This window comes from Terricaulis silvestris, assembly GCF_009792355.1.
Lineage (GTDB): Bacteria > Pseudomonadota > Alphaproteobacteria > Caulobacterales > Aquidulcibacteraceae > Vitreimonas > Vitreimonas silvestris.
Window position 1 is genome coordinate 3,699,596 of the sequence record NZ_CP047045.1, and the last position, 20,189, is coordinate 3,719,784.

The following is a 20,189-nucleotide window of genomic DNA, read 5'->3' on the forward strand; positions in this document are numbered from 1 at the left end:
ACCGCCCTGGGAGAGCTATCGATGCGCAGCAAGGGCGGCCGGACCATCAAACTGAACCCGGTCGATGACGACCATCAGATCCACGATCACCCAGCCCGCGCGGGCATGGAAGCGATCATGGATCAGAAGTTGTTCCATCAGCGCATCAAGAGCGAGCGCTCATCCGCCTATTGGTTCGCCGCCTCGCTCTGGGGCGTGACCGGCCTGATCCTGGGCGTCATCCTCGGCGTCTACATGACCATGGTGGTTCAGACTGGCTCGGCCGACATCTGGCGCAACAACTTCATTGCCGGCGCCGCCTCAGACGCCGCGCGTGAATCGGTCGACAGCCGCGAACCGCTGCTGCCATCAGACCCGGCCCAGCCGTAATCAGTTTTCGTCTTTAAGTGACTTCAGCTTGTAGAGCGCATCGAGCGCCTGCTTGGGGCTAAGTGCATCCGGATTGATGGCGTCGAGCGCGGCTTCAAGCGGCGACGTTTTGTTCTCTTCCATCACTTGCGCGAACAGCGGCAGCTCGTCGGCGATATCAACGCGCGTCGCGCCGCCATTGGCTTCGAGCCGCTGCAACACCGCACGGGCGCGTTCAACGGCGCTCTTTGGGACGCCGGCGAGCTTGGCGACTTGGATACCATAGGAGCGATCGGCGGCGCCGGGCGCGACTTCATGCAGGAAGACGAGATCGCCTTTCCATTCCTTGGCGCGGAGGTGCGCGTTGGCGCCGGCTTCGAGCTTGTCGGCGAGGCGCGTCAACTCGTGGTAGTGCGTGGCGAAGACAGCGCGGCACTTGTTGGCTTCGTGCAAATGCTCGGCGACGGCCCAGGCGATGGCGAGGCCGTCGAACGTCGCGGTGCCACGGCCGATTTCATCGAGCACGACAAGCGCGCGCGGACCGGCCTGGTGCAGGATCGCGGCGGTTTCGACCATCTCAGTCATAAACGTAGAGCGGCCGCGCGCGAGATCGTCTGAAGCGCCAACGCGGGCGAAGACGCGATCGACGATGCCGAGACGCAGTTTCTTCGCCGGGACGTATGAGCCAGCTTGCGCCAGCACGGCGAGCAGCGCGATCTGGCGCAGATACGTGCTCTTGCCCGCCATGTTCGGGCCAGTGACGACCATCAGGCGCGGCCCGGATTTACCCTCGGCGTCGAGCCGCGCGTCGTTCGGCGTGAAGCCCTGACCGTCGCGGCGGACGCCTTCCTCCGCCACGGGATGGCGCGCAGCTTCGGCGAGCAGCGCGGTGGTGTCATCGATCTCCGGGCGCGTGGCTTGCGCTTCTTCGGCCCACACCGCGAGGCCGGCGGCAACATCGAGCGACGCGAGTGCTTCGGCGGCGGCGCGGATGTCCTTTTCCTGCGCGGCGGCGCGGGCGGCGAAGTCCTTGAACAACGCCAGCTCGCGCGAGAGAGACGCTTCACCGGCGCGGGAAATCTTGGCGTCGAGTTCGGCCAACTCCGTTGTGGTGAAGCGGATCGAGCCGGCGTTGGTTTGTCGATGGATGAAACGCGCGTTCAGCGGCGGCGCCATCAACGCTTCGGCCTGCTTGGTGGTGGCGTCGATGTGATAGCCGAGGACGCCGTTGTGCTTCAGTTTCAGCCCAGCGATGCCGGTTTCCTCGGCGTAGCTGGCTTGCAGCGCCGCGATGACTTTGCGGCTGTCGTCGCGGAGCGCGCGGGATTCGTCGAGCACTGCGTCGTAGCCCGGCGCGATAAAACCGCCGTCTCGCGTTAGCAGGGGCAATTCCGGCGCGAGCGCGCGGGCCAAAGTTTGCGCGAGGCTAGCGCAGTCGGGATGTGCCGCGACCGAAAGCGCTTCGCAGGCGCGCGCGATTTCGCCGGGCGTATCGCCGTTAGTTCCCGCGCAGCGCGCAGCAGCGCGATCGCCAGCACTCAAACCATCGCGCACTTGCGCCAAATCGCGTGGACCGCCGCGGCCGAGCGCAAGCCGCGTCACCGCGCGGGCAAGATCGCCGGCAACACGCAACTCTTCGCGGACACCTTCGCGTTTGCCGCGCTCGTCGAGGAAGAACTGCACCGCATCGAGACGCGCAGTGATGGCCGTGCGATCGGTCAGCGGCCGGCCGATGCGTTCGGCCAGCATGCGCCCGCCTGCTGACGTCACAGTGCGGTCGATGCAGGCGAGCAGCGAGCCCTCTCGCGCGCCGCGCGTGGAGCGCTCGATTTCCAAACCTGCCCGCGTGGCGGCGTCGATGGCCATGAAGGCGCGCTCGGCGTTGCGGCGCGGCGGCATCAGACGCGGCGCGGCGCCGGCTTGGGTGAGTTCGATATAGTCCAGCAGCAGGCCCATGGCCGACAGCTCGGCGTCACTGAATTCGCCGAAAGCATCGAGCGCGGCGACTTCAAACGCGCTCTTGATCCGGCGCGCTGCTGCCTTGGCGTCGGCCTTCACGGCGGGCCGTTGCGTGACCACGGCACCCGAAATACGCGCAGCTTCGTTGACACGTGGCGTATCAGCCTCAACGACAAGCAGCTCCGCAGGCGACAGCGCGGCTAGCTCTTCCTCCACATCGCGCGCCGCGATCGCCCGCGTCTCGAACGCGCCGGTTGAAACATCCGCCCACGCAATTGCTGCGCTCTCACCATCAAATGCACACGCCGCAAGACGATTGGCGCTGCGCGCATCGAGCAACCCCTCCTCCGTCAGCGTTCCGGGCGTGACGACGCGGACGACGCCGCGATTGACGATGGATTTCGCGCCCCGCTTCTTCGCTTCGGCCGGATCTTCAAGCTGTTCGCAAACTGCAACCTTGAAGCCAGCGCGGATCAGTTTGGAGAGATAGTTCTCGGCCTGGTGCCACGGTACGCCAGCCATCGGGATCGGCTCGCCGCCGTGTTGGCCGCGCTTGGTGAGCGTGATGCCGATGGCGGCGGACGCCTTCACCGCATCGTCGAAGAATATCTCGTAGAAATCGCCCATGCGGAAGAACACGAGTGAATCCGGATGTTCCGCCTTGGCGGCGAGATACTGCGCCATGAAGGGCGACGCCTTCGGCGGCGGTACGTGCGAGGAATCGGCCACCGGCCAGCTTTAGCGTCTCGCGCGCCGGACTTCCATTGACCAGGGAAGTCGCACCGTTAGGGTGCGCCCAAACTACCAACGAGCTCCCAATACATGCCCGATTCCAGGAAGACGTTCACCGACGCTGAGGCGCTGGACTTTCACCGCCTGCCTACGCCGGGCAAGATTTCCATTCTCCCCACCAAACCGATGGCGACGCAGCGCGATTTGTCGCTGGCGTATTCGCCAGGCGTCGCCGTGCCGGTGAAGGCGATCGCCGAGAACCCGGACCTCGCCTACGACTATACATCCAAGGGCAATTTGGTGGCTGTGATCTCGAACGGCACCGCGATCCTGGGGCTCGGCAATCTCGGCGCGATGGCGTCGAAGCCGGTGATGGAAGGCAAGAGCGTCCTCTTCAAACGCTTCGCCGACGTGGACTCGATCGACATCGAAGTGACGACGCAAGATGTCGAAGAGTTCATCACCACGGTGCGCAACATCGGGCCGACGTTCGGCGGCATCAATCTGGAGGATATCAAGAGCCCGGAGTGCTTCATCATCGAGAGCCGGCTGCGCGATGAGTTGGACATCCCGGTTTTCCACGATGACCAGCACGGCACGGCGATCATCGCGGCGGCTGGCTTGCTCAATGCGTGCGAACTGACGGGCCGTCGGCTCTCGGACATCAAGGTTGTCGTCAACGGCGCCGGCGCCGCCGGGCTTTCGTGCATTGCTCTGATCAAGCAGCTCGGCGTACCGCATGAGAATGTCATCGCGTTGGACCGCGAAGGCGTGATCTATCGTGGCCGCGAAAAAGGCATGGACCAATTCAAATCCGTGCACGCGATCGACACCAAGGCGCGCACGCTCGACGACGCGATCAAGGGCGCCGACGTGTTCATGGGCTTATCGGTCGCCGGCGCGATGACGCAGGACATGGTCCGGGCGATGGCGAAAAAGCCGATCATCTTCGCCATGGCCAATCCCGATCCGGAGATCACGCCAGAGGAAGTCCACGCCGCGCGCAAGGATGCGATCGTGGCGACGGGCCGGTCGGACTATCCGAACCAGGTCAACAACGTACTGGGCTTTCCCTACATCTTCCGCGGCGCGCTCGACGTGCGCGCGCGGACGATCAACGAAGAGATGAAAGTCGCCGCAGCGCGTGCATTGGCGGAGCTGGCGAAGCAAGACGTGCCGGATGAAGTCGCCGCGGCGTATCACGGCAAGCGGCTGAAGTTCGGGCCGGATTATATCATCCCCTCTCCGTTTGATCCGCGCTTGATCTCGGAGATTCCGCCCTATGTGGCGCAGGCCGCGATGGATTCCGGCGTCGCACGCAAGCCCATCGCCGACATACAGGCTTACAAGCACAGCCTGGCGCAACGGCTCGATCCGACCGCGGCGATGATCCAGCGCGTGCAAACCGTAGTGCGCCGTACGCCGCGCTGCATCGTGTTCGCCGAAGGCGAAGAGCCGGCGGTGATCCGCGCGGCCTTCGCGTTTCAGGAGCTGGGCCTTGGGCGCTCCGTCCTCGTCGGCCGCGAGGACACCGTGCGCGATAACATGGCGCAAGTCGGCGTGCCGGAGAGTGCGAACCTCAACATCGTCAACGCGCGGCTCTCGCACAACAACGAGATCTACGCCGACCACCTCTACAAGCGGCTGCAGCGCTTCGGCTTCCTGCAGCGCGACGTGCAGCGGCTGGTCAACCAGGATCGCAACGTCTTTGGCGCGTGCATGGTCGCGGCTGGCCACGCCGACGGCATGGTGACCGGCGTGACGCGCAACTACGCCACCGTACTCGACGACGTGCTGAAGGTGATCGATCCCGCGCGCGGCGAGCGCGTGATGGGCATGTCGATCGTCCTGATGAAAGGCCGCACGCTCTTTATCAGCGACACGGCCGTCGCCGAGTTTCCCGAACCGCAGGAGCTAGCGCAGATCGTGCTCCAATCCGCGGCGATGGCGCGCCAGTTCGGCGCGATCCCGCGCGTGGCGCTGCTCTCGCACTCCACGTTCGGCAATCCGAAGATGGAACGTTCGGAGAAAATTCGCGACGCGGTATCGATCCTGGATCGCCGCGAGGACATCGATTTCGAGTACGAAGGCGAGATGAACGTCGATGTGGCGCTCAACGCTAACATCAAGGACCTTTACCCGTTCTCGCGCCTGAGCGAGGCGGCCAACGTGCTGGTGATGCCGGCGCTGCACTCGTCCTCGATCGCTACCAGCCTGCTCGCCACCGCTGGCGGCGCGACGGTGATCGGCCCGGTGCTGACTGGGCTAGCTAAGCCAATTCAGATCGCGCCGCTCGGCGGCACGGTGTCGGACATCGTGACGTACGCAACCGTCGCCGCGTTCCAGGCTGCGGAGGCCGTGGAAGCGAAGGCCTAGGCGGGCGCCGGCGCCTCCTTCGCGGCATCCGTCGCCGGAGGCGTACGACGCATCACGGCGAGCGCAAAGACCAGCGCCGCAATGCCAATGATCGCCGAGTAGATAAAGAACGTCATATAGCCCGCTGCAAACGCTTCGGCGGGAATGCCGCGCTCCGTTGAGAGACGCGCGAAGGCCGTCGGCGACATGCCCGTGAACCAGCCGCGCAGCCAATCGCTCTCCCCTGCAGCGGATGCGGCAACCGCGCCTTCCACGATGCGGCCGGAGATCGCCGCGAGAATCTTACCGGGCAACGCGTAGAGCGAGGAGAACAAAGCGTACTGCGTCGCGGTGAAGCCGAGGCTGGTGAGGCTCGACATGTAGGCGATCAGTGCTGTGCCAGCGACGCCGGCGGAAATGTTGTCGATCGCGATGCACGCGTAGAGCCCGGGTAGTGACGGCCCCGTAAACACAAGGGCGCCGAACGCGATGTTCGAGAGCGGCTGCAGGATTGCGCCGACGACGAGCGACCGCATCAGTCCGAAGCGCGCGACCATCCAGCCGCCAAAGCCAATGCCGATCATCGACATGACGACGCCGAACAACTTCCGCGCGCCGGCGATCTCATCGAGCGTGAAGCCGACATCGACGTAGAACGCCGTCATCAGATTGAGCACGAAATCGGCGATGCGGTAGACGCAGATCATCGCCAAAATCAGCGCGCCGGTGCTGCGATAGCGCTTGAAGAAATCTTCCAGTGGCTCTTTCAGCGTGCCCGCGAAGTACGCGCTCGGGCGTGATTTGATCATCGGATACGTCGCGAACGCGACGATGGCCAAGCCCACGGCGACAGCGAAGACTTGCCACACGGCCCCCCAAGGCTTGCTGGCCCACAGTTCGGCAAACCCGGGCACGGCATCGGTCAGGCCCATCCACGGAAACATGAACGCCAGCGGCTCAGGCTTGCCGGACAAGCCGGCCCCGATGAAGCAGGCGCCGAACGCCATCAGCGCGATGCGCGCGATCCACTCGAGTGCTTCCATCCAGACCGGCGTCGTCCGGGGCGGAAATGGCTTCGGTTCAACGCTGTTCTCGCGCGGCGCCAGCAGTACGCCCAGCACGCCGACAACCATGACGAGCGCCATAGCGGAGTAAGCGCCGGTCCAGCCGATGCGCGACGCGAGCAACAAGGGCGCGGCGCCCGAGACGACGATGGCGATCCGATAGCCCCACTGATACGCCGCAGCCATCGCGCCTTGCCGTTCCACGGCGGCGACTTCGATGCGCCATGCGTCGATCGCGATGTCTTGCGTCGCGCCGAAGATCGCGGTGATCGCGGCGAGAATGGCAACCGTTCCGATCAGGCTTAGGTTCGGATCAGGCTGCACCGCGCCTTCAACGCTGCCTGCGACGGCAGCAGACACTGGTGGCATCGTGACGGCGATCGCCCAAATGCCAAACACGATGCCGGCCTGCGCCAGCAGCATCCATGAGCGCCGCTTGCCGAGCAGCTGGTGAAGCCCGGGAATCTTCACGCGGTCGACGATCGGCGCCCAAAGGAATTTGATGGCGTAGGTGATCGTCACCAGACTGAAGAGCGTAATGACGTCGAGCGGGACCCCGGCCTGACGCATCCACGCGGAAATGGTGTCGTAAAGCAGTAGGTTTGGCAGACCGGCCGCGAAGCCGAGCATCAGCATCACGATGGTGCGATGCTCGAAGAATACGGCGAGGGCGTCCCATGTGGAGCGCTTCGGCGCGGCGGCTTCGGTGGCGTTCGTCATGCGGTATCTCCGCCGCTTTATTCGGCGTCGAACGTGGCGGGGTTCGGGCGGGTGGTAAAGCGTTCAGCGACAGCGAGCAGGCGGTTGGCGTCGATCGGTTTGGTGAGGAAATCGTCCATGCCGACCTTGAAGGCGCGGGCGCGCTCTTCCTCGCCGGCGTCGGCGGTCAGCGCAACGATCGGCGCGCGCGAAGATGGCCCTGCCCCGGCGCGGATGCGCTCAGCGGCCTCTAGCCCATCGACCCGCGGCATACGGATGTCGAGCAGAATGAGATCGTAGGCGCCAGACGCCGCGATTGCGACCGCCTCCTCGCCATCCTGCGCTAAACTGACCATGCAGCCCTCGCGCGTCAGCAAGGTGCGCGCGAGCAGCGCGTTGATCGGGTTGTCTTCGGCTAGTAGCACGCGGAGCCCGAGCAAGGGCTGCTGGGGCGGTGCCGCGTCGGGTTCTTCCACGGCAGCGTCGGAGGTTCCGTCTTCTCCGAGCGCTGCTTTGATGCGCTCCGCGAGTGAGCGCCGGCGGACGGGTTTCAGCGTGTAGTGCACCACGCCGGCCGCGCGGCACTCGGCGATCGCGTCGCGCTGCTCTTGCGGCGCGAGCGCGATGACGGCGCGCGCAATTCGCTTCAGCGCAACGATCTGTTCGGCGCTAACGCCGGCGCGCCAATCGTAGAGCACGACGTCCGGGCGATCATCGATCTCGACCGGCAGGCCGCCCATCGCTGACACTGTCGCGCGTAGCGCTTGGGTCAATACATTGGATTGGCTGAGCACGCAGACGCGGATGCCGGAAATCACCTGGGGCTGCGTGTCCGATTCCACTGGGGCCAACGGCAGCTCAACCCAAAAGCTTGCGCCAAAACCAAGTTTACTGACGAGACCGACCTCGCCGCCCATGGCGGTGGCGAGCTTCTTCACGATAGCAAGGCCAAGCCCGGTGCCGCCGTGCCGGCGCGCAACGCCTGCATCAGCTTGTGCGAACTCCTCGAAGATCAGCGTCTGCTTGTCGGGCGGCACGCCTGGGCCGGTGTCGCGCACGTTGAAGCGTAAGCGCCCGCCTGGACGCGCCGCCATCTCAATGACGACGCCGCCGGTCTCGGTGAACTTCACCGCGTTGCCGGCGAGGTTGAAGAGGATTTGCCGCAAGCGGCCATCATCGCCCATCACCAGCGCTGGCGCGCTGCTGCGCGCAACGACCGCCAATTCGAGGTTCTTATCGTGCGCTTTCGGCGAGAGCAGTTCGGCCACACTTTGCATCGTCGCTTCAGGATCGAACGGCGCCGATTCGAGCGCGAGGTGGCCAGCTTCTAGGCGCGAATAATCCAGAATCTCCGTGATGAGGTCGAGCAGCAATTCACCGGATTGCTTGATGGCGCCGACATAAGTGCGTGCGTTGGGTTCGAGTTTGCCGAGATCGAGCAAACCGGCCATGCCGAGAATGCCGTTCAGCGGCGTGCGTAGTTCGTGCGTGAGCGTCGCGAACAATGTGGTCTTGGCGCGCAGCGCGTCTTCAGCGGCGCGGACGTGGCGGGTGATGTCGTGAGCGACGACGAGCGTCGCGCCATCGGGCAGCTGGCGCTCGACCCATTCGAAGCGGCGGCCATCCGGCGTCGGCGCTTCGATATGGCGTTCGCCGTTTTCGAACGCCGGCGCCGGCGCCCTGCCCCAGGGCGGACGCTGCGGCCCGACCCAGTGTTTGATCGCCGCGCGAAACGCAGGGTTGGCGCGCAGCAAAGCGCCATCCGCCGCGAGGATTGCGGCGGGCGCTGGCAGTGCGTCGAACGCATCGAACGCTTGCACGGCGGCAGGCTGGCCCATGCCCCGATCAAGCCCGCGCCCGGTTAAGAAAGCTTAGCGTTTACGAGGCGCGGACCATGCCGCCCTGATCGGCCCCGGCCCATTGGCGTTTCAGGCTCAAGGCTTCCGCGACATGAATGCGACGGACGGCCTCTGAGCCGTCGAGATCGGCGATGGTGCGCGCGACTTTGAGGGTGCGGTGATACGCGCGGGCCGACAGCGAAAGCGTCTCCGCCGCCTTCGCCAGCAGCGCGGCGCCGGGTCCATCGGGTGCGGCGAAGCGTTCGAGTGAATCGAGATCGAGCACCGCGTTGAGACCGCCGCCGCGTTCGGCTTGCGCGCCGCGCGCGTGCAGCACGCGGTTGGCCGCTTCGGCGGTGCCTTCGATCGGCGGCGGCAGAGCGAGATCGGCGGCTGTGACGGCTGGGATGTCGAGCTGAATGTCGATGCGATCGAGCAAAGGCCCCGAGAGACGCGCTTGGTAGTCGATCGCGCAGCGCGGCCCACGCCGGCATTGGCCCGCGCCTGGGCCACCACCGCAGCGGCACGGGTTCATCGCGGCGGCCAATAGAATGCGTGCGGGATATGTGACGTGATGATTCGCGCGCGCGATCAGCACTTGGCCGGACTCGAGTGGCTGGCGCAGCGCATCCAGTGCTTGCTGTGAGAACTCGGGCAATTCATCGAGGAAGAGCACGCCTTGGTGCGCCAAGCTGATTTCGCCCGGCTTCGCGCGCAAACCACCACCAACAAGCGCCGCCATCGATGCGGAATGGTGCGGCGCGCGGAAGGGGCGCGTGCGTGTCAAACGTCCGCGTTCCAGCAAACCCGCAACAGAATGCAGCATCGATACTTCAAGCAATTCTTCGCTGGAAAGCGCCGGCATTAGGCCCGGCAGCCGTTGCGCCAGCATGGATTTCCCTGCGCCGGGCGGGCCGACGAAGAGAATGTTGTGCGCGCCGGCAGCGGCGATTTCGAGCGCGCGCTTGCCTTGCTCCTGGCCGCGCACGTCGCGCAAATCGGGGACGGCAGCTCCAGAGATCAGATCGCCACGCTCAGGCGGCTTGATCGCAGCGCCGCCGCGGAAATGATTGACCAGTGAGAGCAATGACGGCGCAGCGATCACTTCGCCGCCGGCCCACGCCGCCTCCGAGCCGCACGCTTCGGGACAAATGAACGCCGCGCCCATGCCGTGCGCGGCCATCGCCGCCGGCAGCGCACCCGGCGCGGGCGCCAACGCGCCGTCCAATCCGACTTCGCCGAAGCAGACGACATTGTCGAGCGCGTCGTGCGGCAGTGCGCCGATCGCGGCCATCATGGCGAGCGCGATCGGCAAATCGTAGTGCGTCCCCTCTTTCGGGAGATCCGCAGGCGCGAGGTTGACCACCAAGCGGCCTGCTGGAATTGCAAGTCCGATAGACGCAAACGCAGCCCGCACGCGCTCCCGGCTTTCGGAAACGGCCTTGTCGCCGAGCCCAACAATGACGATGCCGTGCGTGCCGCCGGCCAGTTGTGCTTGAACTTCGACGCGGCGCGTTTCGAGACCCGCGAAAGCCACCGTCACCGCATTGGCGCACGTCTGCATGAGAGCCCCGCCTTTATCCACAGACCGGGTCTCGGTACTGTCTCAGTTTGAAATCGGAACAAGCTTGACCGGGCGTTGAAAAATAGGCCGGAGCGGGCCATGCTTAGCGGCAGGCATGGGAGGCTCGCATGAGCAATATCGATGCGATTGAGACCTACATCGAGCGGATGAAAGAAGCCGCAGACAAGAACATTCCGATTTCGGTGGCGTTCTATGGACACCAAGCAAACGTCGTCGCCACTATGGCCGTCCACCACGAACTTTGGCTGCTGGTCGAAGAAATAAGGGCGCTCCGTTCTGAGTTGGCGCTGGCGCGCAATCCGACATCAACCGCACCGCCGCCACCGCCAGTTCCGCCCCCACGTCCGGCGCCACAGGCAGACCTGAACTATCGCGGCCCATCTCCATTCAAGCGGTTTTGATCCATGCCTAAAGGCCCACGCGGCGAACGCCGCCCCACAGACGTTATAGGCGCCGCCATAAAGGTTGGTCGCCTTGCTGTAGGCGATGACACCGAAGACCTGAAAGACGATGGGAAAGACCCAGCCGCTAAAGCGCTAGGGGCTAAGGGCGGCGCTGCGCGGGCTAAGAGTCTAAGCGCCTCAAAACGCTCGGAAATCGCCAAGAAGGCGGCGGCGAAGCGTTGGGGCTCCCCGAAAAAGCGAAAGTAGAGCTTGACCATTGTCCCAAATTCCTGCATCAAATGATGCAGAGTTTTGGGACATCAATATGACCGACACCGTTCTCCGGGAATCCCACGAAGTCGTTCCCTTCCTGACGACGCTCAGCTTGGACGTGGAAGGGTTGGTCGAGGCGGTGAGGTACGCTGAGAGCCAGCGCGCACTCTGCACCAGCAATGACGTCCACGGCTTCTCTCAGATGACGGTCTACGACAAAGCCGCGCGCGGCTTGCGCGAGGTCTATTGCGGTAGAGACGGCTGGGAAAAGGACGAGACGAACAATCAAGCGGGCATCTGCAATCCCGCTCTGAAAATTCGCGTAGTCCCCTGCAACTTTACGATTGAATGCGGAACGTCGGTTGAGCCGACGAACCGTTCGCCTAAGGGCGAAGTCAGCAAAGCGAAAGCGCGATGCAATGCGACTGGCTGGCTTCCCGGTTTGCCGGACATCGAAGCGCAAGAAGGTAGCGAATACAAAACTTGGATACTTGGAATCTACGCGGTCGGCGGTGAACCGTTGAAAGCGGAGCTTTCTTTCCCGGTCGCCTTCGACGGAAAGTATTTCACGCGGTTTGAGACGCGCGTCATCCTTCTGCGTGGCAGCGAAGACGACGACACGCCAACCGGTCGCCGTGACGCGCCGGAGCCAACGGAAGTGGTAGACATTCCAATCGCACGGCGCTGAGCCATGCCAAATCCTGATCGAATTGAGTTGGTCCGGCGGCGGCTTGGACTGACTAAGAGCGGACTCGCTGATCGGCTAAAGATCGATCGCAAAGTTCTGCAACGTTTCGAAAGTGGCGAGTTCGGATTTCCTGATCCGAGCCTAGATGCGCTGTGTCGAGAAACCGGGTACCCGCGCGCCTTCTTTGAAAAAGGCACGTTCGAATTTCCTAGCGCACACGGCGTGAGCTTCCGTTCGCTACGCTCTTTGACTGCGGGCACCCGCGACGCTGCATTGGCAGCGGGAGCGCTGGCGTTTGAGTTCGATGACTGGATTGCAGCGCGCTACGCATTGCCAGCGCATCAAATCCCCCAGATCGAACAACAGTCACCCGAGCAAGCGGCGGCGTTTGTCCGCGCCAAGTGGGGCATAGGCGAGCGCCCCATCGGCAACATGCTGAACCTTTTGGAGTCTAAAGGCGTTCGCGTGTTCTCTCTCGCGGAGGAGACGCGCCATTTGGATGCGTACTCATTCTGGCGCGATGACAAACAGCCTTATGTGTTTCTCAACACCCTAAAGACGGCTGAGCGCACTCGCTTTGATGCCGCGCATGAGCTTGGGCATTTGGTGATGCACCGGCATTCGGGCTCGACGAATCCTAGCGCTGAGAATGAGGCCAATGCGTTCGCATCGGCGTTTCTAATGCCGCCAGCCGATCTGCTCGCTGAGATTCCTCGTGTTCGTTCGCTAGAACAAATCATCGAGAAGAAAACTCGCTGGGGCGTGTCTGCTTCTGCGCTCTGCTACGCGCTGAACAAGCATGAGCGAATGACCGAATGGAATTACCGAGGCTACAATGTCTCGCTCGCGCAAATGAAGAGCGAGCCGAATGCGTTGCCGCGCGAGACCTCACAAATTTGGACGAAAATTCTTACTGACCTTTGGCGGCAAGGCATCCCGCTGTCGCGCGTATCTGACGAGCTTTTGATTCCTGAGTGGGAATTGAACGCGCTCCTCTTCGGTATCGCCTCCACGCAGGCCCCCGGCGCACCGCCGCCTGCCGCCGCGCCACTCCGATTGGTCGGAGATGCTTGACGCTAAGCATAAAGTTCAGTATAACCGGGGAATGGCAAACGTGCTGCCCCTCGCGAAACGCGTTCAAATCCTGAACCTGCTCAACGAGGGCATGTCGATGCGGGCGATCTCCCGCGTCGCTGACGTGAGCATCAACACGGTCTCCAAGCTCTTGGTGGACGCGGGCGAAACCTGCCTCGATCTGCACGACCAGCTCGTCACGCACGTTCAAGCGAAGAACCTGCAAGCCGACGAGATTTGGTCATTCTGCTACGCCAAGCAAAAGAACGTCCCCGACGCCAAGGCCGCTCCTGAGGGCGCCGGCGACGTGTGGACGTGGACTTGCTTGGACAGCGACTCCAAGCTGATCGTCTCCTACCTGGCCTCAGGACGCACGCAGAGCGCCGCCATTCACTTCATGAAGGACGTGGCGAGCCGCATCACGGGGCGCGTGCAACTCACCACGGACGGCCACAACAGCTACCCTTACGCGGTGCATGTCGCGTTCGGTAAGAACGTGGACTTCGCTCAGCTTGTGAAAACCTACGGCGCGGAAGGCGGCTCTGGCCCCGAGCGCAAGTACTCTCCCCCGGTTTGCACCGGCGCGCACAAGGTTGTGCGCCAAGGCAACCCGGATCAATCGAAGATCTCAACGTCGCACGTTGAGCGCGCCAATCTCACCATGCGCATGGGAATGCGCCGCTTTACGCGCCTGACCAACGCGCATTCCAAGAAGTACGCGAACCACCTCTACGCGCTGGCGCTTTTCTTCATGCACTACAATTTCGTGCGCCAGCACAAGGCGCACAAACTCTCGCCCGCGATGGCGGCCGGGATTACCGATCGGCTTTGGTCTATGGAAGATATTGCAGAGCGGATTGAAACGCGCGTGAACCAGCCGAAGGCACGCGGCCCCTATAAGGTCCGCAAGCCCCGTTCCGAGGATGATGCGCGATAATCGCCTTTTGCATTCTGCGGAGGCGATAATGCGACTAGTGCGACACGGCGACTTCATCGCCGTTGAACCCGACACCGACAGCGACGCTCGTATTCTAGACGCCGCTATTCTCGGCGGGGCCATTACCCTTCAGCCGGCCCCAGCTTCTCAACTAGCCACTCATTCACCGGCGGGAAGCCCCAACCACTCATCGGACGCGCAAGCGTAATCACGTAGAGCGTGTCGTTGTCGTCGAGATACTGGCGAAGCGCTTGCTTGATGGCGGACGCTGAACTCTGCGTCTGAATCGCATACGCGGACTCAGAGAGCTTCGCCCATGCCCACGTCTTTTTAATGTGGGCGAGAAGCTTGTTGCGGTCATTCAACCAACCGCGACGCTCCTTGTTCATATCGTAGGCAACTAATCGTACTGACATTGTTAGCTCCAATCGGAGCCCACTTGACGGCTTTGCCAAACCCTTTGTTAACTCTCAGGACATAGCTTCGCCGTGTCTCGCCGTGGGCATTTTGCGCGAGACTGGTTCACTCGATTTGCCCTCTGCGAGTTCGCACCTCGCAGGGGGATCGAGCTTCCCGTCTTCATCATCATGGATGACCGGTTAATCCGGGGTTGAAGCTGTCCCGCTTCGGCACAACTTTCTCCGCGCATGGGGTCGTCTGGGGAGACGACCATGGAAGAAGAACCGGAGCAGCCTTCGCTCTTTCCGCCGAACGACCGGTTGAAAGACTTGTTTCAACCGAACCCGCACCCGCCAGGGACAGTGATCAAACGCGAGCCGATCAAGAAGCGCCGGCGCCGCAAGGGTCCGCAGAATGACAGCGGCTGGCCGGATGATACAAAGGCCGATGCCTGAGTATTGGCCCCCTCCAGAAGAGCACGAGCGCGAGCGCCGGCGCCTAGATGCGATCCGGCCTTGGCATCAAGCTGTGGCGGCTGGGCTGGCGCTCATGTTGATCGCGGCGGTTGTGATCGCAGTTCGGGGATAACGCGGAACAAAGCGAGCAATATCAACGCACTATAAACTGTGGATAACTCTGTGGGCGGCGCAAACGCCGAAAAGCGCTGCAATAACAGCGCCGTAAGCCCATAAGCATAAGTTTCAGTATTCAAACTGAGACAGTACCCGGGTCTCAGATCGTACACATGAAGAACAAACGCGCAACAAAAATCGAACGCTTTGCGCGCGGTCGGTGCGATAGGCGGTGAGGTTACCCCCAGGTTGGGAGTAACGCTACGGGTCGCCGGGTCCTGGAGAGAATTTTAGTAAGCGCCGTCCTGCGCGCCGTCGGCCTGCTCTTGCACCGGTGCGCCGCGATAATCCGGCGTGGCAGGGCCGCGATACTCAGGCGCCGCTGGGCCGGTGTTGGCCTGCGCGTAGTACGGCGTCGGCGGCGTGCGCACTTGCATGAAGGAGACGACGCGACGAACGCCGCCAACAACGCTCGCGATCTCGGCGGCGCGTTGCAGTTCGTGTTCGCTGCGTGCGGTGCCCATCAAGTACACGTTGCCCTGAAACGTCTCAATGTTGACGTTGATCGCGCGCACGGAGGGGCTCGCGGTCAAACGCGTGCGGATTTGCGCGGTGATCAGTTCATCCTGCGCGTTGCGCACGAGGCTCGAGTGCGGGCCGACGAAAATTTCGTTGTAGAAATTGTCGATGGTGCCAGCGCTGCGAGCGATGGTCTCGGCGGCTTGCTTGTGTTCTTCGGTCGGCACCGCGCCAGAGAGCAGCAGATTGCCGCCGGCGACTTCGACATCGACTTCCTGGAACGCCCCACTATCGGCAGCCATCAGGCGCATTTTCACTTGGTTGGACGCGGCGGCGTCATCAATGCCTTCGCCAATGGTGCGGTCCTGCACCGCATAGACGCCGACGCCGGCTACGGCGCCAAGCGCGGCTGTCATGCATCCGCTGACGGACCCACATGCGGCCATGGCCGCGAGAGTGATAAAAGCTGTACGCATTTGGCACACTGTGCACACGGGTTGTTTCGGGACGTTTAATTTTCAGCCGACGCGGCGCTCATCGAACCACGCGCCGCGTTCATGTCTCGGCAACAGACCTGAACCAATCACTACCAAATCAAAGCGTATCGGCGCTGCGGTGAGCCGCCAGCGGCCTGCTAGTGTTTGCGCGGCGCGGACAATGCGCTGCTGGCTCATTGGCGTGACGGCATACGCGCCAGCGTCGTAGGTATTGCGCGCTTTCACCTCGATGATGACGAGAACGCCGTTTTTCCAAGCTGCGAGGTCGATTTCGCCGTAGGGCGTGCGCAGGCGATGGCCGAGAATGCGATAGCCCTTGCAGGTCAGGAACAGCATCGCCGCCCATTCGGCCACGCGACCGCGCTGCTCGGCCTTGGCGCGGCTCACGCGCGGCCCTTCAGTTCAAGCGCGCGCGCATAGGCGCGCTTGCGCGGCACGCCGAGATCGCGCGCCGCTTCGCTGGCGGCGTCCTTCACGCCACGCGGCAGCGCCTTGAGCAAGAAAGCGTCGAGCGCCTCGTCACTCACCTCGCCTTTCGGCGGTGGCGGGCCGACGAGCACGACAATCTCCCCTTTCGGCGCGCCGGCGTCGGCGTAGTGCGCGGCCAGCGCGTCGAGCGTACCGCGCCGCGTTTCCTCGAACATCTTGGTGAGTTCGCGTGCGACGGCGGCGCTGCGGGCGCCCAGCATTTCGGCCATGTCCGCGAGCGAGTCCGCCAAGCGCGGTCCTGACTCGTAGAAGATCAATGTGGCTTCGACATCGGTGAGTTCAGCCAATTCAGAGCGGCGCGCCCCCTGCTTGGACGAGAGAAAGCCAGCAAACAGGAAGCGGTCGCTTGGCAGACCCGATGTCACTAGGCCAGCCAGCAAAGCCGAGGCGCCCGGAATTGGAAACACGCGATGGCCCGCCTCGATCACCGCGCGCGCCAGTTTGAAGCCTGGGTCGGAAACGAGCGGCGTACCCGCGTCGGAAGTCAGCGCAACGCTCTCGCCGGCGCTGAGAGCGTTGAGAATGTCTTCACGAGCGGCTTCGGCGTTGTGCTCGTGATAGGCCGCCAAGCGCGGTTTGAGGCCATACGTGTCCAGCAGCTTCCGTGCGACGCGGGTGTCCTCGGCATAGACGCGTGTCGCGGCGGCCAAAATGTCCAGCGCGCGCAAGGTGATGTCGCGCAAGTTCCCAATCGGCGTCGCCACCACATAAAGGCCCGGTTCGAGCGGTTGAACGCTTTGGCGGGCGCCGGTACCGTCGCGCGCGAAATCTCGGGGTTGTTGAGGGTCATCCATGGCGATTGCCAAATCATCGGCGCGGACGCGCGTCGCGCCAAGCCTGAAGACGACTGTTGCGGTCAGCTTTGCCGCGCTTATGGCCGCGTGCGCAACCGCGCCAAGCCCTGGACCTGGTCCAAGCACCGGGCCAGGGCCGGTCACGACGCCGCCGCCGGACTCGATCGTCCAGTCGCGCGACGGGGTGACACCGCCCTTCATGCGCGGCCGCCAGATCGTGCGCGTCGGCCTACTTCTGCCGTTCTCGATCCGCCCGCAGGACGCCGCGGCGCTCTATAATGCTGCCGAGCTCGCGCTATTCGACCACGGCAACCAGAACACGCTGCTGATCCCGCGCGACGCCGGATCGGACGAAGCCTCCGCCAACGCTGCCGCACGCGCGCTGCTGAACGACGGCGCCGACATCATCATTGGCCCGGTGCTGCGCGAAGGCGTGGCCGGCGCCGCGAACGCCGCGCGCTCACAGAATGTGCCGGTCATTGGCTTCTCCTCGGACCGCACGGTGGGCGGCAACGGCGCCTACCTCTTGAGCTTCCAGCTCGAAGACGAGATCACGCGTATCGTTGCCTACGCAGCGGCGCAGAACATCCGCTCCATCGCTCTGCTGGCGCCGTCGAACGAATATGGGCGTCGCGTCGAGAGCGCGTTGCGCGCGGAAGCACAGGCGCGCGGCGTCACCATCGTGCAAGCGCAGCTTTATAATCGCACCGATGCAGACGCGTCCGCGGCAGCGACCGCTTTGGCCGGTGCGATCCAAGGCTCGCCCGTGCAAGGCATTCTGATCGCCGAAAGCGGCACGCCGCTGCGTGCGATCGGCGCCGCGCTTGTGCGTGGCGGCGTCGATCAACGGCGCATTCGCTTCATGGGCACCAGCGTTTGGGCCGCGGACGCGCAACGCGAGCCGACCTTGGCGGGCGGCTGGTACGTCGCACCGGATCCGACTGCGCGCACCGATTTCGAGAGCCGCTACCAAGCGGCCTTCGGCGTCGCGCCGACGCGACTTTCGAGCTTGGGCTATGACGCCGTGGCGTTGGCCGCCCTGCTCTCGCGCGATCGCGGCGCGCAAGGCTTCGGCCGCGCGGCTATCGAGAACAGCGAAGGCTTCGCCGGGTCGGATGGGCTTTTCCGGTTTGGATCGAACGGCGCGATTCAGCGCGGACTTGCGATCATCGAAGTGCGGCCGACGGAAGTCACCGTACTCGACGCTGCGCCGCGTCGCTTCCCCGCCAGCGGCACCTAAACCGAAAGCTCAAGCGCGATCTTGTTCGCCAAGGCGCGACCGCGCTTGGTGAGGCGGATGCGTGCGTCGTCAGGTTCGATCAGCTCTTGCTCTGTGAGCCATGCAACGGCGTCGGCTTTCAGCGGCATGCCGCGTAGTTCTTCGAGGCGCGCGATTTCGACGCCTTCATCCGTGCGAATGCCCATAAGCAGCGTTTCGTCGGCGATTTCTTGCTGGGTGAGCGCCGCATCACTGATCCAGCCGACGCCGTGTTCGCTCACCGCGTCGATGTAATCGGCCGGCCTGCGTTGCGCTTCGATAGCGACGCGGGCGCCATTGTGGGTGACGCGACCATGCGCGCCGGGGCCGACACCAATCCAATCGTCGCTGCGCCAATAGAGTAGATTGTGCCGCGCGCGTGCGCCTTCGTCTCGGGCGTGGTTGGAGATTTCATAGGCCGGGAAACCGGCGGCCTCGCAGACCTCTTGGGTGACTTCGTAGAGTTCGGCGCCCGTATCGGCATCTGGCGGTGTGAGTTGGCCTCGATCGACGCGGCGCGCAAACGCGGTCTCCGGTTCGATGGTGAGCTGGTAGAGCGAGACATGCTCCACCGGTAGCGCCAGTGCGCGTGTGAGTTCGGCGCGCCAATCATCCACGCTCTGCCCTTCTCGTGCATAGATGAGATCCAGCGAGACGCGTTGATGCGTCGCTGCGGCGGCTTCGACGGCGCGCAAGCTTGCATGCGCGTCGTGATGGCGGCCGAGAGCGCGCAAGGCGTCGTCGTCGAGAGCTTGCGCACCAATCGAAAAGCGGTTGATCCCCGCCGCGGCTTGCTCGGCGAACAAAGCGGAATCTTCGGGGTTCGCCTCCAGCGTAATCTCGCAGTCGGCCGCGAGCGTGAAGGCGCTCGACGCTGCGTCGATCAAACGCGCGATCTCGTCGCCACGCAGCAAAGACGGTGTGCCACCGCCGAAGAAGAGGCTTGTCGCCTGGCGCTTGCCGAAGCGCGCGGCGTGCCCAGCCATGTCCGCTTCGATCGCGGCGATCAGCGGCGCATTGGTGGCGCCCCGCGCGCGGTAGACGTTGAAATCGCAGTACGGACAGATCGCGGCGCAGTACGGCCAGTGCACATAGATGCCGAAGTCACTCATCTGAGCGCCGCGAGCAGTTTCTCGAACGCGCGCGCGCGATGGGTGAGCGGAAGTTTTTCGTCGTGCGTCATCTCGCCGAACGTTCGCGTCTGGCCGTCGGCGACGAAGATCGGGTCGTAGCCGAAGCCTTTGTCGCCGCGCGGCGGCCACACGATCACGCCGCGCGCTTCGCCCTCGAACACTTGCGTCTCGCCATCAGGCCGACTCAGCGCCAGCGCGCACACGAAGCGCGCGGAGAAATCCTGCGTCCCCTTCTCTTGCAGCGCACGCCACACGCGCTCCATCGCAGCGTTGAAATCCTTCGATGGTCCGGCCCAGCGCGCGGAGTAGACGCCGGGATCTCCGCCGAGAGCGAACACCTCCAGCCCCGAGTCATCGGCCAATGCGGGCAGCCCAGACGCGGCAGAAGCGGCGCGCGACTTGAGCGCGGCGTTGCCGGTGAAGGTCGTTTCCGTCTCTTCCGGCTCGGGCAGGCCCAGCGCGCCGGCGGACACGGCCTCCACGCCCAGCGGGGCCAGGAGCGCGCCGATTTCGTGGACTTTTCCGGAATTGTGGCTGGCGACGACCAGGCGGCCGGCCAAAAGCGCCTGAGGGCGGGGCATGATTGCAACACT

General features: G+C 63.9%; 18 protein-coding genes. 8 read left to right on the forward strand and 10 right to left on the reverse strand.

Going from position 1 to position 20,189, the window contains the following annotated elements; genetic code table 11:
- The first annotated feature begins 21 nt into the window (after positions 1-21).
- Positions 22-369, forward strand: a complete 348-nt coding sequence (locus DSM104635_RS18940; protein ID WP_158767768.1) for a hypothetical protein — start codon at positions 22-24, stop codon at positions 367-369.
- On the opposite strand, the gene mutS is transcribed toward DSM104635_RS18940, so the two are convergent.
- Positions 370-2,991: a DNA mismatch repair protein MutS gene (gene mutS / locus DSM104635_RS18945; protein WP_158767770.1), complete on the reverse strand. Its 2,622-nt coding sequence runs from the start codon at positions 2,989-2,991 to the stop codon at positions 370-372.
- 138 nt (positions 2,992-3,129) lie between these two features.
- Here mutS and DSM104635_RS18950 point away from each other — a divergent pair, with 138 nt between their 5' ends.
- Positions 3,130-5,415, forward strand: a complete 2,286-nt coding sequence (locus DSM104635_RS18950; RefSeq protein WP_158767772.1) for an NADP-dependent malic enzyme — start codon at positions 3,130-3,132, stop codon at positions 5,413-5,415.
- On the opposite strand, the gene DSM104635_RS18955 is transcribed toward DSM104635_RS18950, so the two are convergent.
- From DSM104635_RS18955 to DSM104635_RS18965, 3 genes are read right to left on the reverse strand one after another with little or no spacing between them, the layout of a single operon-like run.
- Positions 5,412-7,178, reverse strand: coding sequence for an AmpG family muropeptide MFS transporter (locus tag DSM104635_RS18955; protein ID WP_158767774.1), 1,767 nt, complete (start codon positions 7,176-7,178; stop codon positions 5,412-5,414). The genes DSM104635_RS18950 and DSM104635_RS18955 overlap by 4 nt on opposite strands.
- A gap of 17 nt (positions 7,179-7,195) precedes the next feature.
- Positions 7,196-8,995, reverse strand: a complete 1,800-nt coding sequence (locus DSM104635_RS18960) for a response regulator (RefSeq protein ID WP_158767775.1) — start codon at positions 8,993-8,995, stop codon at positions 7,196-7,198.
- Between the two features lie 40 nt (positions 8,996-9,035).
- Positions 9,036-10,559 (reverse strand): YifB family Mg chelatase-like AAA ATPase, encoded by a 1,524-nt coding sequence (locus DSM104635_RS18965; RefSeq protein WP_158767777.1) that lies wholly within the window; start codon positions 10,557-10,559, stop codon positions 9,036-9,038.
- 128 nt (positions 10,560-10,687) lie between these two features.
- Between DSM104635_RS18965 and DSM104635_RS18970 the strand changes: the two genes are divergently transcribed.
- From DSM104635_RS18970 to DSM104635_RS18985, 4 genes are all read left to right on the forward strand, one after another.
- Complete coding sequence (locus tag DSM104635_RS18970; protein ID WP_158767779.1) at positions 10,688-10,981, forward strand: hypothetical protein; 294 nt, start codon at positions 10,688-10,690, stop codon at positions 10,979-10,981.
- A 307-nt stretch (positions 10,982-11,288) separates the two neighbouring features.
- Positions 11,289-11,924: a hypothetical protein gene (locus DSM104635_RS18975; protein WP_158767780.1), complete on the forward strand. Its 636-nt coding sequence runs from the start codon at positions 11,289-11,291 to the stop codon at positions 11,922-11,924.
- 246 nt (positions 11,925-12,170) lie between these two features.
- On the forward strand, positions 12,171-12,998 hold the full coding sequence (locus DSM104635_RS18980) for an ImmA/IrrE family metallo-endopeptidase (protein WP_158767782.1): 828 nt from the start codon (positions 12,171-12,173) through the stop codon (positions 12,996-12,998).
- A gap of 31 nt (positions 12,999-13,029) precedes the next feature.
- The gene (locus DSM104635_RS18985) at positions 13,030-13,935 is read left to right on the forward strand and encodes an IS1 family transposase (protein WP_158767784.1); all 906 of its coding nucleotides are present in this window, start codon (positions 13,030-13,032) and stop codon (positions 13,933-13,935) included.
- A 122-nt stretch (positions 13,936-14,057) separates the two neighbouring features.
- Here DSM104635_RS18985 and DSM104635_RS18990 read toward each other — a convergent pair whose 3' ends face one another.
- Positions 14,058-14,351 (reverse strand): hypothetical protein, encoded by a 294-nt coding sequence (locus DSM104635_RS18990; protein WP_158767785.1) that lies wholly within the window; start codon positions 14,349-14,351, stop codon positions 14,058-14,060.
- 255 nt (positions 14,352-14,606) lie between these two features.
- On the opposite strand from DSM104635_RS18990, the gene DSM104635_RS18995 reads away from it, so the two are divergent.
- Positions 14,607-14,789 (forward strand): hypothetical protein, encoded by a 183-nt coding sequence (locus DSM104635_RS18995; protein WP_158767786.1) that lies wholly within the window; start codon positions 14,607-14,609, stop codon positions 14,787-14,789.
- Positions 14,790-15,196: 407 nt separating this feature from the next.
- Here the strand turns inward: DSM104635_RS18995 and DSM104635_RS19000 are convergent, their stop codons facing one another.
- The 3 genes from DSM104635_RS19000 to rsmI form a co-directional block, all read right to left on the reverse strand.
- A complete protein-coding gene (locus DSM104635_RS19000) occupies positions 15,197-15,841 on the reverse strand; it encodes a BON domain-containing protein (protein WP_158767789.1) in 645 nt (214 codons plus the stop codon).
- Positions 15,842-15,943: 102 nt separating this feature from the next.
- Positions 15,944-16,309: a YraN family protein gene (locus tag DSM104635_RS19005; RefSeq protein ID WP_158767791.1), complete on the reverse strand. Its 366-nt coding sequence runs from the start codon at positions 16,307-16,309 to the stop codon at positions 15,944-15,946.
- A complete protein-coding gene (gene rsmI / locus DSM104635_RS19010; RefSeq protein WP_158767792.1) occupies positions 16,306-17,205 on the reverse strand; it encodes a 16S rRNA (cytidine(1402)-2'-O)-methyltransferase in 900 nt (299 codons plus the stop codon). The genes DSM104635_RS19005 and rsmI overlap by 4 nt, the downstream gene beginning before the upstream one ends.
- On the opposite strand from rsmI, the gene DSM104635_RS19015 reads away from it, so the two are divergent.
- Entirely contained in the window at positions 17,204-18,445 is a 1,242-nt protein-coding gene (locus DSM104635_RS19015; RefSeq protein ID WP_158767794.1) for a penicillin-binding protein activator, read from the forward strand. The two genes, rsmI and DSM104635_RS19015, sit on opposite strands and share 2 nt — an antisense overlap.
- Here the strand turns inward: DSM104635_RS19015 and hemW are convergent.
- The gene (hemW, locus tag DSM104635_RS19020) at positions 18,442-19,575 is read right to left on the reverse strand and encodes a radical SAM family heme chaperone HemW (RefSeq protein WP_158767796.1); all 1,134 of its coding nucleotides are present in this window, start codon (positions 19,573-19,575) and stop codon (positions 18,442-18,444) included. The two genes, DSM104635_RS19015 and hemW, sit on opposite strands and share 4 nt — an antisense overlap.
- On the reverse strand, positions 19,572-20,177 hold the full coding sequence (rdgB, locus tag DSM104635_RS19025) for an RdgB/HAM1 family non-canonical purine NTP pyrophosphatase (protein ID WP_158767798.1): 606 nt from the start codon (positions 20,175-20,177) through the stop codon (positions 19,572-19,574). Before rdgB ends, hemW begins: the two co-directional genes overlap by 4 nt.
- Positions 20,178-20,189 lie beyond the last annotated feature (12 nt).

What these genes read in the sequence shown, in the direction of transcription:
- DSM104635_RS18940 (WP_158767768.1), top strand. Translation starts at nt 22, where the DNA reads ATGCGCAGCAAGGGCGGCCGGACCATCAAACTGAACCCGGTCGATGAC.
- mutS (WP_158767770.1), bottom strand. Translation starts at nt 2,991, where the DNA reads ATGGCGCAGTATCTCGCCGCCAAGGCGGAACATCCGGATTCACTCGTG.
- DSM104635_RS18950 (WP_158767772.1), top strand. Translation starts at nt 3,130, where the DNA reads ATGCCCGATTCCAGGAAGACGTTCACCGACGCTGAGGCGCTGGACTTT.
- DSM104635_RS18955 (WP_158767774.1), bottom strand. Translation starts at nt 7,178, where the DNA reads ATGACGAACGCCACCGAAGCCGCCGCGCCGAAGCGCTCCACATGGGAC.
- DSM104635_RS18960 (WP_158767775.1), bottom strand. Translation starts at nt 8,995, where the DNA reads ATGGGCCAGCCTGCCGCCGTGCAAGCGTTCGATGCGTTCGACGCACTG.
- DSM104635_RS18965 (WP_158767777.1), bottom strand. Translation starts at nt 10,559, where the DNA reads ATGCAGACGTGCGCCAATGCGGTGACGGTGGCTTTCGCGGGTCTCGAA.
- DSM104635_RS18970 (WP_158767779.1), top strand. Translation starts at nt 10,688, where the DNA reads ATGAGCAATATCGATGCGATTGAGACCTACATCGAGCGGATGAAAGAA.
- DSM104635_RS18975 (WP_158767780.1), top strand. Translation starts at nt 11,289, where the DNA reads ATGACCGACACCGTTCTCCGGGAATCCCACGAAGTCGTTCCCTTCCTG.
- DSM104635_RS18985 (WP_158767784.1), top strand. Translation starts at nt 13,030, where the DNA reads ATGGCAAACGTGCTGCCCCTCGCGAAACGCGTTCAAATCCTGAACCTG.
- DSM104635_RS18990 (WP_158767785.1), bottom strand. Translation starts at nt 14,351, where the DNA reads ATGTCAGTACGATTAGTTGCCTACGATATGAACAAGGAGCGTCGCGGT.
- DSM104635_RS18995 (WP_158767786.1), top strand. Translation starts at nt 14,607, where the DNA reads ATGGAAGAAGAACCGGAGCAGCCTTCGCTCTTTCCGCCGAACGACCGG.
- DSM104635_RS19000 (WP_158767789.1), bottom strand. Translation starts at nt 15,841, where the DNA reads ATGACAGCCGCGCTTGGCGCCGTAGCCGGCGTCGGCGTCTATGCGGTG.
- DSM104635_RS19015 (WP_158767794.1), top strand. Translation starts at nt 17,204, where the DNA reads ATGGCGATTGCCAAATCATCGGCGCGGACGCGCGTCGCGCCAAGCCTG.
- rsmI (WP_158767792.1), bottom strand. Translation starts at nt 17,205, where the DNA reads ATGGATGACCCTCAACAACCCCGAGATTTCGCGCGCGACGGTACCGGC.
- hemW (WP_158767796.1), bottom strand. Translation starts at nt 19,575, where the DNA reads ATGAGTGACTTCGGCATCTATGTGCACTGGCCGTACTGCGCCGCGATC.
- rdgB (WP_158767798.1), bottom strand. Translation starts at nt 20,177, where the DNA reads ATGCCCCGCCCTCAGGCGCTTTTGGCCGGCCGCCTGGTCGTCGCCAGC.